The sequence below is a fragment of the Paenibacillus antibioticophila genome (genome assembly GCF_000455265.1).
Taxonomy (GTDB): Bacteria; Bacillota; Bacilli; order Paenibacillales; family Paenibacillaceae; genus Fontibacillus; species Fontibacillus antibioticophila.
In genome coordinates this window covers 686,405-700,362 of record NZ_HG005140.1, presented here as the reverse complement: position 1 = coordinate 700,362, position 13,958 = coordinate 686,405, and the positions used below count along the sequence as shown (strand labels likewise).

The 13,958-nt window shown below is 53.8% G+C and carries 13 protein-coding genes; 7 read left to right on the top strand and 6 right to left on the bottom strand.

Annotated features, from left to right (window positions below; all coding sequences use genetic code 11):
* The first annotated feature begins 207 nt into the window (after positions 1 to 207).
* The 7 genes from TX85_RS16975 to TX85_RS16945 are packed head-to-tail and all read left to right on the top strand — an operon-like array spanning position 208 to position 8,178.
* On the top strand, positions 208 to 1,512 hold the full coding sequence (locus TX85_RS16975) for an ABC transporter substrate-binding protein (protein ID WP_044480722.1): 1,305 nt from the start codon (positions 208 to 210) through the stop codon (positions 1,510 to 1,512).
* A 60-nt stretch (positions 1,513 to 1,572) separates the two neighbouring features.
* Complete coding sequence (locus TX85_RS16970) at positions 1,573 to 2,472, top strand: carbohydrate ABC transporter permease (protein WP_233500776.1); 900 nt, start codon at positions 1,573 to 1,575, stop codon at positions 2,470 to 2,472.
* 3 nt (positions 2,473 to 2,475) lie between these two features.
* Positions 2,476 to 3,315: a carbohydrate ABC transporter permease gene (locus TX85_RS16965; protein ID WP_044480720.1), complete on the top strand. Its 840-nt coding sequence runs from the start codon at positions 2,476 to 2,478 to the stop codon at positions 3,313 to 3,315.
* A 28-nt stretch (positions 3,316 to 3,343) separates the two neighbouring features.
* Positions 3,344 to 4,885 (top strand): DUF4127 family protein, encoded by a 1,542-nt coding sequence (locus tag TX85_RS16960; RefSeq protein ID WP_044480719.1) that lies wholly within the window; start codon positions 3,344 to 3,346, stop codon positions 4,883 to 4,885.
* 5 nt (positions 4,886 to 4,890) lie between these two features.
* Positions 4,891 to 5,607: an N-acetylmannosamine-6-phosphate 2-epimerase gene (locus TX85_RS16955; protein ID WP_081671784.1), complete on the top strand. Its 717-nt coding sequence runs from the start codon at positions 4,891 to 4,893 to the stop codon at positions 5,605 to 5,607.
* Positions 5,608 to 5,635: 28 nt separating this feature from the next.
* Positions 5,636 to 6,535 (top strand): ROK family protein, encoded by a 900-nt coding sequence (locus TX85_RS16950; RefSeq protein WP_044480718.1) that lies wholly within the window; start codon positions 5,636 to 5,638, stop codon positions 6,533 to 6,535.
* A 32-nt stretch (positions 6,536 to 6,567) separates the two neighbouring features.
* Positions 6,568 to 8,178, top strand: coding sequence for an FAD-dependent oxidoreductase (locus tag TX85_RS16945; protein WP_044480717.1), 1,611 nt, complete (start codon positions 6,568 to 6,570; stop codon positions 8,176 to 8,178).
* Between the two features lie 117 nt (positions 8,179 to 8,295).
* Here TX85_RS16945 and TX85_RS16940 read toward each other — a convergent pair whose 3' ends face one another.
* The 6 genes from TX85_RS16940 to TX85_RS16915 all read right to left on the bottom strand — a co-directional run bounded on the left by TX85_RS16940 (position 8,296) and on the right by TX85_RS16915 (position 13,922).
* Positions 8,296 to 9,030, bottom strand: coding sequence for an ABC transporter permease (locus TX85_RS16940; protein WP_044480716.1), 735 nt, complete (start codon positions 9,028 to 9,030; stop codon positions 8,296 to 8,298).
* A 1-nt stretch (position 9,031) separates the two neighbouring features.
* Positions 9,032 to 9,745, bottom strand: a complete 714-nt coding sequence (locus TX85_RS16935) for an ABC transporter permease (protein WP_044480715.1) — start codon at positions 9,743 to 9,745, stop codon at positions 9,032 to 9,034.
* Complete coding sequence (locus TX85_RS16930) at positions 9,742 to 10,662, bottom strand: ABC transporter ATP-binding protein (protein ID WP_044480714.1); 921 nt, start codon at positions 10,660 to 10,662, stop codon at positions 9,742 to 9,744. The genes TX85_RS16935 and TX85_RS16930 overlap by 4 nt, the downstream gene beginning before the upstream one ends.
* Positions 10,663 to 10,836: 174 nt before the next feature.
* Positions 10,837 to 11,880 (bottom strand): FecCD family ABC transporter permease, encoded by a 1,044-nt coding sequence (locus TX85_RS16925; RefSeq protein ID WP_081671783.1) that lies wholly within the window; start codon positions 11,878 to 11,880, stop codon positions 10,837 to 10,839.
* Positions 11,877 to 12,878, bottom strand: coding sequence for a FecCD family ABC transporter permease (locus TX85_RS16920; protein WP_101781177.1), 1,002 nt, complete (start codon positions 12,876 to 12,878; stop codon positions 11,877 to 11,879). Before TX85_RS16920 ends, TX85_RS16925 begins: the two co-directional genes overlap by 4 nt.
* A 15-nt stretch (positions 12,879 to 12,893) precedes the next feature.
* Positions 12,894 to 13,922: an ABC transporter substrate-binding protein gene (locus TX85_RS16915; RefSeq protein WP_081671782.1), complete on the bottom strand. Its 1,029-nt coding sequence runs from the start codon at positions 13,920 to 13,922 to the stop codon at positions 12,894 to 12,896.
* Positions 13,923 to 13,958 lie beyond the last annotated feature (36 nt).

Sequence of the window (13,958 nt, the reverse complement as noted above, 5' to 3'; positions counted from 1 at the left end):
TCTTTCAATTCATAAAAAAAGGTGGAGATATTCTCCTAACGATGCTACAATGAGTGTGCCAGAGAGGAAAGCATTTGTAGAAATCATATAGATCATGGACGTTTTGTAAGCGCTTATCCAAAATGAAGCTTCAGCTTGCAATGTTTACGGCCGCTTCCCCGCTTCCTCTCGGGGCAACCAATTACAAAAAGGAAAGGATGAAGGGGCATGAATTTTATAGGAAGAGGATGGATCTCGTTATTGCTGGCATCAATCATGATGGCAGGGCTATTGGCCGCCTGCGGATCAGGTTCGTCGGACAATGGAGCGGCAGCTAAGAACGGGAACGCCAATGAAAAGAAGGCGGAGAAGCAGGTCACGGTAGAATTTTGGACGATTTCATTGCAGCCTACCTTTAACGATTATTTTGAACAACTGATTACAGAGTACGAAACGCAAAATCCGAACGTCAAGATCGATTGGAAGGACTATCCTTACGATGCCGTGCTAAATAAGCTGTTGACCAACATCGCGGGCGGGGACGCGCCGGACGTGGTGAATCTCAACACGGAATTTGCCAATCAGATGGGAAGCAAGGGCGCATTGGTCGACTTTAATCAGGCGCTTACGCCGGAGCAAAAAGCGGCTTATTTCCCGGGCATTTACTCTTCGACGGAGATGGACGGCAAAGCGTACTCGCTTCCTTGGTACACCGCTCTGCCGGTATTGTTCCTGAATAAAGATTTAGTGGAAAAGGCGGGACTCGATCCAAGCAATCCGCCGGCGACGAAAGAGGAACTGAACGAATGGGGCCGCCAAATCAAAGAAAAGACCGGCGCCTATGGCTACATTTTCACGATGGAAGCCCGTACGCTGCTTGAAGAGAACCTGCCATTTTTAACCGAAGATTATAAAAAAGCCGCTTTCAATACGCCGGAGGTGGAAGAATACATCCACGAAAATCTTAAGCTGTTGGACGAAGGCGTGATTCCGAAGGATATTATCAACTACGACAAACAAGTCCAATACTTTGCCAGCGAGCAAGTGGCCATGTCCTTGTCCAGCTCCCCGTTTATCAACAAAATCAAAACGGCGGCGCCGGATGTTTACAACAAAATGATCGCCGTGCCGAGTCCGGTCGGCAAAGCGGGCATCCGCTTTTCCAATACGATGAATCTCGTGGTGCCGGAGGCGACATCGCATAAACAAGAAGCGGTCGACTTCGCCGTATTCGTCACCAACGCGGCCAATCAGCTGCAATTCTCCAAGATTGCCAACACTTTGCCCTCCACCGTCGAAAGCGCCAAGGATCCATTTTTCTCGGAAAATGACGGATCCGTGGAAGGCATGGCCAAGTCGATGTCCGCGGTCAGCCTGGATCAGGCCAAAGACTTCTACATCGGCATCGAGAACGCAAACGATGTGAACAATGCCGTCACAAAGGCCTTGCAGATCATCTACTTGAACGATGGCGACGTGAAAAAAGAGCTGGCGGAAGCGGAGAAGGAAGTCAATCAAATATTGGGTAATTAAAACGTCGAACCGGGCAGACTTGTCCTGCCCGGTCCGGTCATAAAGGTAGGTGAATAAGGCGTGAGTAAACCTTCTTTTTTTTCCAGGCTCGGGAAGTCTGAAGCGTCTACCGCTTGGCTTTTTATGACACCCGGTCTGATTTTACTGATCCTGTTTGTGTTTTGGCCGATTATTTACAGCGTTCCACTGGCACTGACCAATTATTCTGTCATCGGTAAAACGGAGTTCGTCGGGCTCGACAACTTCGTGCAGGCCTTTCAGGACAGAAACTTTATTACATCGCTGGTAAACTCGCTGCTTTATGTGATCGTTGTGCCGTTTATCCAGATCTTTTCCATCCTTATGGCGATCCTGGTCAACAGCAGTGTGAAGGGCATTAAATGGTTCCGTACCGCCTATTACATTCCCGTCGTCACCTCCATGGTTGCGGTAGCGCTGATTTGGGGATGGTTGCTAAACCAGAATGGGGTCGTGAACTACGTTCTGGCAAGCCTGGGGCTGATGGAAGAGCGGATTACCTGGCTGTCCAACCAGCATACGGCGCTGTGGACACTGATGTTCATTACGATGTGGAAGGGCCTTGGATACTATATGATGATTTATTTGGCCGGCCTGCAATCCATTCCCAAGGATATGGTGGAGGCGGCGATGATCGACGGGGCGAACCGGTGGCAGTCCATTCGCAAGGTGACGATTCCGCTGTTAAAGCCGTATGTCTTCTTCTGCTCGCTCATTTCGTTGATGGCCGCGATCCGCGTCTTTGACGAAGTATTTGTCCTGACGCAAGGCGGGCCGGGCAATGTGACCCTGACGTCCAGTTTATATATCTATCAGCAAGGCTTTCAAAAATTCAATTTCGGCTACTCTTCGGCACTGGGCTTGATCGTCAGCATTTTGATCGCCGCGCTCAGCGTGATCGTGTTCAGATTCAACCGGAAGGGCGGTGTCAATCCATATTGATGGATGCGTGATATGAGAAGAAAATCATTGGGATTCGCAAAATTAACACTGCTGTACGGATGCTTGATTCTGTTCGCCATCTTCATGATGGGACCGTTTCTGTGGCTGCTTAGCGTATCGTTGATGCCCGGCAAGAACGTGTTCAGCTTTCCGCCGGCGATTTTCCCTACCTTCGTTGATTTTGAGAATTACGTTCAGGTGTGGAATTACATGAATTTCCCGCGATATATAGGAAATACGCTCGTGATTGCCTTTATGGGCGTCGTTATGAACATCTTTTTCTCCTGCTTAACCGCTTATCCGCTTGCTGTATTCCGCTTTAAAGGCCGGGATCTCATTTTTACTTTATTGGTGGGGACGATGATCATTCCTGCCGCGGCCGGCATGGTGGTCAACTACTTAACGGTGAAGGGGCTTGGACTGATGGGCGGCTTTCTGGCGGTCGTGCTGCCTTCGGCGATTACGGTGTTCAATGTCTTTTTGATGAGACAGGCATTTATGGGGGTACCGCATGAATTGCGCGATTCCGGCAAAGTAGACGGGGCCAGCGAGTTCCGCATTTGGCTGCAATTGGCGTTGCCGATCGTCAAACCGGCGATTGCCGTTATCGGTTTATTGGAGTTTATGGGGATGTGGAACAGCTTCCTCTGGCCGATGATCGTGCTTAACGATACGAACAAATACCCGATCGCATCCGCCCTTAGCTTTCTGAACGGTCAATTCGCTTACAATTTCGGTTGGATCGCCGCAGGAACCGTCATTTCGGTCATACCGATCATCATCGTGTTTTTATTTACCCAACGCTACTACATGGAAGGCATTTCCGGCGCGGTAAAAGGATAGCGCAACCGGAAGGATAGGAGGATGCTGCGTGAAGAAGATCATTTACATTCCGTTGGACGAACGTCCTTGCAACTACGAGTTTCCGGTAATGCTTGCCGCAGGAACCGAGTATAGCGTTGTGCGTCCCGATTTGAGCATGATGGGGCTTAAAAAGCGTCCCGGAGATGTCGAGAGGCTGTGGGCGTGGTTATTCGAACAGGCACGCGATGCGGATGGAGCGATTATTGCCCTGGACACCTTGTTGTATGGCGGCATTATTCCTTCAAGACTGCACCGGATAACGGCGGAACAATGCAATGAACGATTGGAGAATGTCCGCGAGCTGAAACGAATCAATCCGTCCTTGCAGCTATTCGCGTTTCAACTCGTTATGCGCTGTCCGCGGTATTCCAGCAGCGATGAAGAACCGGATTATTATGCAAATTGGGGCCGGGAGATTTTTCAACGCGGCTATATTCGCCACCGTGTGGAGCTTGGCATTGCGACAGAAGACGAGCATCGGGAGTTGCGGCAGATCGAGGAGGCTTTACCCGAGGAGGTATGGCAGGAATATACGAGCCGTCGTGCCGTGAACCTGGAGGCAAACAAGCGGGCGATCGAATTGGTGAAGGATCGGGTCGTTGATTTTATGGTCATTCCGCAGGACGATTCGGCTCCTTATGGTCTGACCGCGCTCGATCAGCAGGAGATCCGGGAACGCGTCAAGGCATGCCGGCAGCAATTTTCCGTGTATATGTATCCGGGGGCCGATGAAGCCGGCTGTACGCTGCTTGCCCGGATGATCAACCGGTTCGAGCACCGAAAGCCGCGGGTGCACGTTCATTTCTCCAGCGTGCAAGGCCCGCTGATCACGCCGTTATATGAAGACCGCGTGTTATACGAATCCGTCAAATATCACATTATGGCGGCCGGAGGGCTGATGGCGTCTTCATTGCCGGAAGCGGATATGGCCCTTTGCATCAACGCGCCCGGCGACAGCATGATGGAAGCGGTCAACCAGGGGCAGCCTCATTTGAGCTACCAGGTATCCCGCAACCTCGTCGAGCTGGTCGAGATGGCTGACGATATCGTTCGGCGGCTTGGCAAGCCCTGCGTCATTGCGGATACTGCCTACGCCAACGGAGCCGATCTGGAGCTGCTGCAAATGCTTCGCGATAAGAAGCTGCTGTTCGAATTGGCCGGATACGCCGGCTGGAATACAACCTGCAACACGCTCGGAACCTGCATTGCACAGGGCATGATTTATGCCATTTACGGGGACACACCGCAGCACCGCGATTTCCTGTCGTTGCGGTATGTCGAAGACGGGGGTTATTGCGCTTTGGTGCGCAGGGAGGTGTCAGGCCGCATATTGCCTGGGATGGGGCTCGATTATTTTGGCGTCGACGGACAGCGGGGACGCGTAGCCGAGCAAGTTAGAGCGGAATTAAATCTTTTTATCGAAACCTGTTTGCTTGACGGAGAGGACGAATATGAGATCGTGATCGACGATTGCTATATGCCTTGGAGCAGGATGTTCGAGGTTGGTTTGAAAACGCATGTACGCAATAAAAAGAAAGGCAATGGGTAAGGAAAATGGAAAACAAATTGATAAACCGGCAGCAGCTGTTTGACCAAGTCCGCAATGGGCTGATCGTATCCTGCCAAGCGCTTGAGGACGAACCTCTGTACGGAGCGGAGACGATGGCCAAAATGGCAAAATCGGCCGCCATCGGAGGCGCCGTCGCCATTCGCGCCAACGGTTTGCAGGATATCGCTGCGATTAAGAATGTTACGAACCTGCCGATGATCGGGATCATAAAAAGAGAGTATAGCGGCAGCGCCGTTTATATTACGCCCACGCTAAAAGAAATTCATGAACTGATGGAAGCGGGAGTCGACTTGATTGCCTTGGATGCGACCCGACGTTCCCGGCCGAATGGGGAGTCGCTGGAATCGCTGGTCGCCTATATGAAAGAACGGGGCCAGAAGGTAATGGCCGATATTTCGACTTTGGAGGAAGGGCTCTATGCCGCTTCGCTGGGCGTGGACTGTGTTTCGACGACGTTATCCGGCTATACGCCGTATTCGCCCCAGCTGTCCGAACCCGATTATGCCTTAGTGCGGGAGGCGGCCCGGAGATTAACGATTCCGGTCTTTGCGGAAGGGAAAATTCAAGCGCCGGCGCAGGCGGTGCAGATGCTCTTGAGCGGAGCCCATGCCGTTGTTGTCGGCTCAGCCATTACCCGTCCGCAATTGATTACGGAAAGGTATGCGGTTGAGATCAGAAAAGCGGTAGAACAACGGATTTGAAGATTCGAGTCGAAGGGAGCGGGTTCCTATTCACATCATCGGAATTGATATTGGCGGCACTTCGATTAAAGGGATCGTTGTGAACGAACACGGGGACGCTCTGCACGAATCCGGGATTCCGACGGAAGCGGGGCGCGGTAAAGATCATATTGTTCTTCACACGGAAACAGTGATCCGGCAGTTGTTGGAGCGTTATCCGGACACAGCGGGCATCGGCATCGGAACAGCAGGCCGGGTTGATGTCGATAAGGGGCGAGTTATATATGCGACCGATAATTTGCCGGGCTGGATGGGGTTCGAATTGCAGCAATGGTGCGAAGCGAGGTTTAGCCTGCCCGTAGTTGCCGATAACGACGCCAACACAGCGTTGGCCGGGGAAGCTTGGCTCGGGGCGGGCGCGGGTCTGTCCGATTTGACGATGCTCACGCTTGGTACGGGCGTCGGCGGTGCCAATATGATCGGCGGCAGGCTGCATCGAGGGGCCCACTGGAACGGCGGCGAGTGGGGACATGTTGTCTTCGTTCCGCACGGTCGTCCCTGCAATTGCGGCATGCAAGGCTGCATTGAGCAGTACATTTCCGGAACGGCCTTGACGCGGCTCGCCCGGACGGCGGCAGGGCGGGACTATGCTTCAGGACGCGAGTTGTTCGCCGATTATGAACGGGGGAACGAGGCCGTCATTGCCGTCGTCGAGCAATTCGCGGACAATCTGGCGCTTGTGATCCATAACATCCATATCGGCTTGAACCCTCAAGCCATCATCATCGGCGGCGGGGTTGCAGATGCGAGAGCTGTGTGGTGGGACTTATTGGAGCACCGGCTCTCCGTGCTGGATCCCGTCTTGGACGTACGTCCCGCATCACTTGGCAATCGGGCGGGAGCGATCGGTGCGGCTCGTCTGGCGATGAATGCGCTTATAGAGCTATAGAGCGTCAGAATAAAGGTAAAGGAGCTTGCGACATGAATAACGAACGATTAGCGGACATCGTCGTCCTCGGCGGCGGCCTGGGAGGCTGTATGGCGGCGCTGGCCGGGGCCAAAATGGGCCTGCGCGTAATTCTGACGGAGGAGACGGATTGGCTGGGAGGCCAATTGACCAGCCAGGCAGTTCCGCCGGATGAGCATCAATGGATCGAGGAATTCGGCTGCACGCAAACGTATCGCGAGTTCCGCAATCGTGTGCGTGCGTACTATAAACAAAACTATCCGATGACCGGGGAAGCGAGAAGCAACGAGCGGCTTAACCCGGGAAACGGCTGGGTTAGCCGGCTATGCCACGAGCCGAAGGTGGCGTTGCGCGTGATCGAGGATATGCTGGCTCCTTACGTGAGCAGCGGCCGTATCACGGTTCTGTACCAGTTCTGTCCAACCGCTGCCGCCGCCGCTGCGAATGGAGACCGGGTGGAGGCCGTAACGGTTACGCATGTGAGTACGGGCGAGGAAATGGTGTTAAGAGGGGCGTATTTCCTTGACGCGACCGAATGCGGGGATGTGTTGCCGTTAGCGGGGGTGGAGTACGTGACAGGCGCGGAATCCAGGCGCGAGACGGGCGAGCCGCATGCGCCCGAAGAAGCGAATCCGCTTGATATTCAGTCGATCACCCATGTTTTTGCACTCGATTATATAGAGGGCGGCGACTTTACAATTCAGAAGCCGGAGCAGTATGATTTCTGGCGGCAATTTGTGCCGAAGCACACGCATTTTCCGCTGCTGAGCTGGTATGCCAATGACACCGACGATACGACGCAAATGAAGGAGTACGGCCTGTTTCCCGATGGGCGCAAAGACGTCAACGGACGCGATATCCTGCCGCTTTGGACGTATCGGCGCATCGTCGACCCGGCTCTGTTCGAGCCCGGATTCTACGATGGAGATATCACGCTGATTAATTGGCCGCAGAACGATTATTTTCTCGGCCCCACAATCGGCGTCTCTGCGGCCAAGCGGCAAGAGCATTTGAAGAATGCCAGACAGCTGAGCCTTTCGCTCGTCTACTGGCTTCAGACCGAAACGCCCCGTCCCGACGGGGGACGAGGGTTTCCGGGCATTCGGCTACGCACGGACCTGTTAGGAACGGAGGACGGACTGGCAAAATACCCGTATATACGCGAATCGCGGCGAATCCGCGCGTTGTATACAATAACGGAACAGGATGTCAGCAAGGAATTGCGCGGAGCCAAGGGGATCCGCCGTTACGACGACAGCGTCGGGGTCGGCAGCTATCCTCTCGATGTGCATTTGACCACCGTCACGAACCGGACATTTTATATTCCCAACTACCCTTATGAAATTCCGCTCGGCGCATTGCTGCCGGTTCGGGTAACAAATGTGCTGCCGGCCTGCAAAAATATCGGCACCACGCAAATTACGAACGGCTGCTATCGTCTCCATCCCACGGAATGGAATATCGGCGAATCCGCCGGATATTTGGCGGCCTACGCGCTGCAGAACCAAGTAACGCCGCATGAGGTGCGCGCGGATCGGGCACATCTACGCGCCTATCAAGCGTTGCTGCAGCGGCAAGGCGTCCAGCTTCATTGGCCGGATGATCTCGAATGCAATATAGAGTGAACGAAAAACCCCTCCGGGCAGGTTTGTGAGCTGCGGAAGGGTTTCTTTGCCGTGTGCGCCCGACATGGGCGATAACCTGGTGCTGAAAAGCCCTTAGGCTGTCGCCCGCCTCGGCCCTTAAATCTCTTTCCGACGAAAATAAATCAACCCGGCGGCGAAGAAGAGCACGAAGCTGCCGACCACTGTGATCATCAAGCTCTCGATCGGCAGGTTGAAGGCGCCGAAGTTTCGCTCCTGATGGGGCATCATCGCCAGTACGGGCTGGGCCCACGGGTAGAACGGTCCGATCTTAGCCGAGTTAATGATCAGCATGCTGGGAATGGTCAATGACACATTCACGGCAAGCGGAGCAGCGAAGCTGGCCCAGCTCAGCGATACGCCAAGCTGCAGGGCGACCAGAGGCAAGCAAGCCACCCAGCCGCCAAGCAGGTTCGTTGCCAGCAATCCCCATGATACCGGAACGGTGACGTGCTGAATCCAGCCGGCCAAGAGGATTGCACCCAGAAACATGATCTGGCAGAAGGCGAGCAGCAGGGCGGATGTGAGCAGCTTGCCCAAATAGACTGCCGTGCGCGATACCGGCAGCACCAGCAATTGCTTCCATCCGCCGCCGGTATGCTCATACCGGCATAGAAAGGCGGGAAGCAGTCCCGACAGTATGGGCAGGAACAGAAGCGCATGAAGCACGACCATGGAGCCCAGAATATAGGTCCAAGGGTTACCATCCTCAGGGATCTGTGTAAGGACGCCGATGGGAACCGAAATAATCGGACTGGCCAGCAGGATCAACCAGATCCAGGACTTAGACATTTTCAGCCGTTCGGCGGACAATACGCGTAGCAGGCCTCCCATTTTAATCCACATCCTTTCTGTTAAAATGCAGCATACCCATGACCATAATCACAAGACCGCAGAGGGTCCCTGCGACCATAAACCACCAGGCATGAGGGCCGCTAAAGGCGTAAACCGGCCAGTTGAGCGGGAACCACTCCGGCAGCTGAAGCGTGAACGGCGAGATTACCGCGGCACCTACACCCAAAGTTACCGGCATCGACTGATTGCGGAAGGTGAGCGACAGCCATAGCTGCAAGGCCAGCATCGGCAGCACGGCTGCAAACGAAGCGAAGCCCATCCGCAGCAGATCCAGATAAGGCAGCTCAGCTCCGAAGCCGAGCAGCAGGCCAAGCAGTGCCGTACCGATAGGCAGCAGCAGACAGGACACACAGAGGACCAGGAAGCATAGGGTGAATTTGGCGCTAAATACCGAAATCCGCGAAATCGGCAAGGCCAGCAGCTGCTTCCAGGAGCTCATCTGATGCTCGACGCCCGCTACCAGCGAGCTGACGAGCGTTACGCCGAGATAGAGAGAAATCGGAACGAAGAAGGAGATATTTTCGATCAATCCGCCCCACAAGTCATCCGCATACTGCTTCATTAAATAATCCAGCCGAAGACCGAAATTAAGAGCCTGCATGGCGACAAGTCCGATGGGGGCGATGAAGATCAGCAGCCAAATGCCCTTTTTGCGAATTTTGAGAAAATCAGCGGACAAAGCGCGGAGCATCATAGCCGGTCACCGCCCCCGATGACTTGCATGAAGATATCCTCCAGCGATTTCCGGTGCTCCTCGACCCGGTAAATATCATGACCGTTCTCAACGAGCCGTTTAACCAGCAAAGGAACATTCTTGTCCGCCATGCCCGGGAACACGAGCGCCCCCTCTTTCACGGTTCCAGCCACGCCCAGCCCAGTATCTCGAGCCAGCCACAGCGCTGCTTCGGGATCGGAGACAACCAGGGATATCTCGGACGAAGCCTGCTCTTTCAAATTCCGAATCGTATCCTGGAATACCATGCGTCCTTCGCGGATAATACCGACCCGCCCGGCCATTTGCTCTACTTCGCTAAGCAAGTGGCTGGAGACCAGCACGGTAATGCCGTATTGCTCCGGCATGCTCTTGATCAGCTCACGGATCTCATGGATCCCGGAAGGATCCAGCCCGTTGGTCGGCTCGTCCAGAATGAGCAACTCAGGGTTTGCAAGCAAAGATGCTGCGATGCCCAGCCGCTGCTTCATGCCCAGCGAGAAGCCCTTGACCGGGCGCCGTGACTCGCTGGTCAGCGAGACGATCTCCAGCACCTCGTCGATTCTGGATTTGGGCACGCTGAGAATGCGGCGGATAGCTTCAAGATTATCCACAGCGCTCAGATGGCCGTAGTAGGAAGGATACTCAACCAGAGATCCGATTCGGCGCAAAATATCGAGCTTATGCTTGTTAAGCTCCTGTCCAAAGATCGAGATACTGCCTGCCGTCGGCTGAATCAGTCCAAGCAGCATGCGGATGGTTGTTGTTTTCCCGGCCCCGTTCGGGCCAAGGAAGCCGTAGATATCACCTTTTGCAATATTCAGATCCAGTTGATCCACGGCGCTGCGGCCACGGTATTTTTTCGTTAAACCCTTTGTTTCAATAATCCATTCACTCACGTAAAATCACCTCGGTATTGATCATACCGAGGGAAGTTTAAAGGGAAGCTCTGGCCAAGTTTAAATTTTGGTTAAATTATTGCTAGGAGCACACAGTTGCACCGGAAAGACAACCGAAACAAACGAAGATTTTTATCCGGACTCGCAGTCCGATAGCCTGTGGCCCGAAAAGGGTCATGAATGTTTGTTTTTGGATCTGAACAGTAAATAGATGAAAAACGGTACACCGATGATGGAGATGACAATGCCAACCGGCAGCTCGACCGGGGTGAAGAGGGTTCTACCGATCAGGTCTCCCAGCAATACCATGAGCATGCCGATAACGCCGCAAACGGGAATCACGTATTTGTATGGAATGCCGACCAGTCGTCTGGCAATATGGGGGGCAATCAGGCCGATAAAGCTGATGCTCCCTGCTACGGATACGCTGGCACCGATTAATCCAACACAGCACAGAAGCAGAACCATTCTCTCACGAGCCTTGTTTACACCGATTCCGGATAGGGTCACCTCGTCCAGATGGAGCAAGTTGAGAATATGCGCTCTCATCCAGATCAAGGGGACGAGCAGGATTATCCACGGCAGAAGGGCGGCAATTTGCTCCCAACTAGCACCGTAGATACTGCCTGACAGCCAGACTGTGGCCATCTCGAAATCCTGGGGGTCCATCTTCAGAGAGAGGTACAGCGTCAATGCGCCGAAGCCTGAGCTAAAGGCAATCCCCGATAAGATCAGCCTCTGGGGGTCAAGCACGCCCTGCTGGCGGGCGAAAATCAGCAGCAGCAGGGCGGCGATCAGGCCTCCGACCCAGCCAAATAGCGGCATCATCATCGTTGACAGCCAGCCGATTCCCTTTAATGTGCCTTGAAAGAAAAACATGTAGCCTACAATGGCCAGGCCTGCAGCAGACTGGATGCCTAGAATGCCCGGATCGGCAAGCTGGTTCCGCGTGATGCCTTGAAGCACGGCACCGGCAGTTCCCAGTGCAAATCCTACCGAAGCCCCGATGACGATTCGGGGTAAGCGAAAGTCGAATATAATCAGGTCGTATTGCTCGACCGATTGAAGGCGCAGCAGGGTTCGAGCGACATCCAGCGCAGGTATATCGAAGGAGCCGTTCGTGATGCTGATATACATGACTAGTAGAGACAGGGCCATAGCGAACAAAAATACGAGCGAGGCCCGTACCTGCTGTTTCTGCTGCTTCTGCTGGTTCATGCGCTTCTTCCTCCCTTCGTTTTGATCAGGTAGAGAAAGAACGGAACGCCGAATATCGCCGTAACGACACCGACAGGTGTCTCAAAGGGAGCATTCAGGAAGCGGCTGATAATGTCCGACCAGGCCAGGAACAAGGCGCCGAGCACGGCGGAGCAGGGAACGATTTTACGGTAATCCGCTCCGAAGAGCATCCGGGCGATATGCGGAATAATCAGGCCGACAAAAGCAATCTTCCCGGCCATGGCAACCGATACCCCCGTCAGAATGACAACGCTCAGCATAATCAAGGCCTTCATCAACGGAACGCGAACACCCATCCCGCGGGCGATGTCTTCGCCCAAGGATAGGGCGGCCACGGAGCGAAGGACCAAGAAGGCCAGAGCAAGGCCGACGATGGCAAAGGGAATCGTCCATTTGATCAGGACGGGGTCCATTTGATGCAGTCTGGCGTTGTACCAGAAGCTAATGTTCTGGGACACTTGAAAGTAAGAGGCGAGCGCCTGCGCTGTTCCGTTAAGCAAGGTTCCGATGATGGTTCCCAGGATGCTTAGGGTTAGTGGTGTCATGCCTCCTGGCAGCGCACGCGCTATAGCAAATACTAATGCGGCGCCTAGAGCCGAGCCGGTGAGTGAACATATGATCAGTGTTACAGAGGAAGAACCGGGCAGAAAGACCATGCACAGGGTAATGATAAATACGGAGCCGTCGGCAACGCCCAGAATGGAAGGGGAGGCCAGATAATTCCGTGTCATCCCCTGCATCAGAGCGCCGGAGACGGCCATAAAGGCACCGATGAGCAAGGCGCCGATGCCTCTGGGGAGGCGCGAGGTTTGCAGGATCAAGTGATCCATATTCTCCGGGTCAAACTGTACAAAGCTTTGCCATACCGTTTCCAAGGGGATGATCTTGGAGCCCAGGGAGACGGAGGCCATGATGGTAACCATGCATAGGAGAGCAAACAGGCTGATCCGGACTATGGCTCTACCGAACTCCAGCATTCTTTTAGCTCCTATCTATTGCTTTGCCAGCAGATTTTGCACGATTTCCAGAAATTGAATCCGACTGAAGGCAGTGCCGCCCTCCAGCAACGGGTCCAACTCATTGACAAATACCTGATCTTGCTTGAAGGCCTTAATGTTCTGAATGATCGGCTTCTTCTTCAATTCCTCGTAGGCCTTCTCGGCTTCGTTATTCTCACTTGCTGCGAATTCGATGAACAAATAATCCGGATTCATCTCCGCCAGTTGCTCATCGGAAATGGCTTCCTGTGTCTTGGCCGCACTAATCTGTGGAGGAACTTCCAGACCAATTTCGCCATACAGCACCGGGTTCAGGTAGATATCGGCAGGATATACATAAGCCTGTGCTCCGCGAATACGGATAGCCGCGACGGTATTGCCCTGGAGCTTGGCCTTCAATGAAGTATTGGCCGCTTGTGCGTCACGCTTGTACTGAGTCAAGATGCGCTCGGCTTCCTCCTGCTTCCCTGCCAGCTCGCCCATCAGCCGAAGATTGGCCTCCCAGTTGGTCGAGATGTGGGATACGGGTATTGTGGTTGCGATTTTTTGCAGCTTCTCAAGCACTTCAGGCTGGAATTTAGTCGTACCCAGAATGACATCCGGGCTAATCTGAACGATCTTCTCGAAGTCGGGCTGCTGCTTCTCCCCGATGGACTCGGCCTCACGGGTGATTTCTGCGAAGACCTCCGGGAATTGTCCGCCTACAGAGATGGCTCCGGCCAGTTGAACGTCAAGCGCCGCTGCATCCTCCATGGCTTCCATCGCTCCGGTGACGACGATTTTTGTTACATTTTTAGGCAATGTATAGGTTTCGCCAAGGTACTCGATGGTTCTCGTGTCGCTATCAGATGCCGTATCGCTCGTTGCTTGCTTGGTTCCCGCGTCTTCAACTGGTGTATCGTTCGCAGTGGCGGGTGTTGCCGCATTGTTCTGCTGTGCTCCACATCCGGCTATTGCCAGAACAAGGACAAGCAGCATGGCCAGGCCTGTCCACTTCATCTTTGTGTACTGTCTCTTATTCATTTCTTTCGTGATCCCCTTTCGATTCGTTGTAAAAGT